This window comes from Arthrobacter sp. (assembly GCF_031988865.1).
Lineage (GTDB): Bacteria > Actinomycetota > Actinomycetes > Actinomycetales > Micrococcaceae > Arthrobacter_B.
In genome coordinates this window covers 1-1592 of record NZ_DALZXY010000179.1, presented here as the reverse complement: position 1 = coordinate 1592, position 1592 = coordinate 1, and the positions used below count along the sequence as shown (strand labels likewise).

2 protein-coding genes are annotated in these 1592 nt (G+C 68.0%); both read left to right on the top strand.

Annotated features, from left to right (window positions below; all coding sequences use genetic code 11):
* Positions 1-201 precede the first annotated feature (201 nt).
* Positions 202-1095, top strand: a complete 894-nt coding sequence (locus tag RTN46_RS16995; RefSeq protein ID WP_312183238.1) for a protein phosphatase 2C domain-containing protein — start codon at positions 202-204, stop codon at positions 1093-1095.
* On the top strand, positions 1095-1592 hold a 498-nt coding region (locus RTN46_RS16990; protein ID WP_396158021.1), incomplete at its 3' end, for a hypothetical protein. The genes RTN46_RS16995 and RTN46_RS16990, both read left to right, overlap by 1 nt.

The window sequence follows — 1592 nt, the reverse complement described above, 5'->3', positions numbered from 1 at the left end:
GCGAGCGGCGGCGCGACCGGTGGGGCAGGAACCTGACCGGCCTGCGCACCCGTTTCGCTGCCCTAGGCTCCCGTCTCACTGCCCTGGCCCGCCGCGGCAGCAATGCTGATGACCGGGAGGTCCGTTAGGGTAATGGGAAGACCAAGTAAGGCACATCACTGCAGCCGCATCATTACAGTGCAGCTTCCGAATAGGGCGTGAATGAACTCCGACGAAACGACATCTGAGGCGCTGGAACTCCAAGCGGTCTTCGGCTATGCCTCAGACCGCGGCCTGCGGCGGGAGCTGAACGAAGACTCATTGATCGCAGCTGATCCCATCTTCGCCGTAGCTGACGGCATGGGCGGACACGAAGCCGGAGAAGTGGCCAGCAGCATCTGCGTGCGGACGCTGGGGGACTCCCGGATAGTGGGGGAGCACCTGCCCGTGGTCGCGGCCGCTGAGGTGGAAGAACTGCTGGCGAAGGCTGACAGCCAGATCCGCGCGGCAACCGGGGGACGCGCCGGCACCACGCTCACCGGTGCGGTGCTGGTCCAGGAAGAGTCCCAGCCCTACTGGCTGGTTTTCAACGTGGGCGACTCCCGCACTTACCGGTTGTCCCAGGGCGTCCTGGAACAGATCACCGTTGACCACAGCGAAGTCCAGGAACTCGTGGACCTCGGCCAGATCACCCCTGACGAGGCCCTGGTGCATCCGCGCCGCCACGTCGTGACCCGCGCCTTGGGTACCGGCAACGACACCAACGCGGATTTCTGGCTGATTCCGGTCGAGCCCGGCGACAGGCTGATGGTCTGCTCTGACGGCCTGACCGGTGAGGTCAGCGACGGGCACATCTTCCAGATCCTCAACGCCGTCAGCAATCCGCAGGACGCCTGCGCCGCCCTTGTACAGGCAGCCCTGCGCGCCGGCGGCCGGGACAACGTGACCGTCCTGGTCATTGATGCCGAGTCGGGTTCCGGCAATCCGGACTCCGGCGCGATCACGCTGCCGGGAATCGCCGCACAGGAAGCGCGGCGGCCAGGCACGGCCGGAGCCGGGCATCCCGGGACGCCCGGGCCGGCATCGATGCCTGAAACGGCTGAAAACGGCCAGTGATGGACGGCCTGCGGTACCGTGGCGGTGCCTGGATTGCCCTGGCACGGAATTCCCGTGTTGTCCTGCTGCCGCCGGACAGCGGGCAGGAACGGGTGGACGAAGTTTGGGACGTCCTGTCCGGCGACGCCTCGCTGGACGCCGTCTTCGAAGCCGTCACCGGTGGCCTGGCCGGCTCCCTAAGCCAGCTGCCGTCTTTCGGCCTCCTGACCGTTGACGGGCAGGCGCACGTGCTGCTGCGCGGACCGCTGGAACTCGCCCTTGGTCCGGGCAGGGCGGTTGCCTCCGGCGAACACCTGCGGACCTGGAGCGAACAGGTCCTTCCGGCTGCCGGACGCGCCGCGCTGAAGGTCACAGACCCGGGCGACGACGCCGCCTCCCGCCTCCCGCTGCTGACCCTGCGGGAAGGCATGGCCACCGTTTCGGTGCTGGAGATCGACCTCGACGCCGCCCGGGCAGGTTCCGCGGCGGCAAGGTCTGGGACTGCTCCGGCTGCACCG

What these genes read in the sequence shown, in the direction of transcription:
- RTN46_RS16995 (WP_312183238.1), top strand. Translation starts at nt 202, where the DNA reads ATGAACTCCGACGAAACGACATCTGAGGCGCTGGAACTCCAAGCGGTC.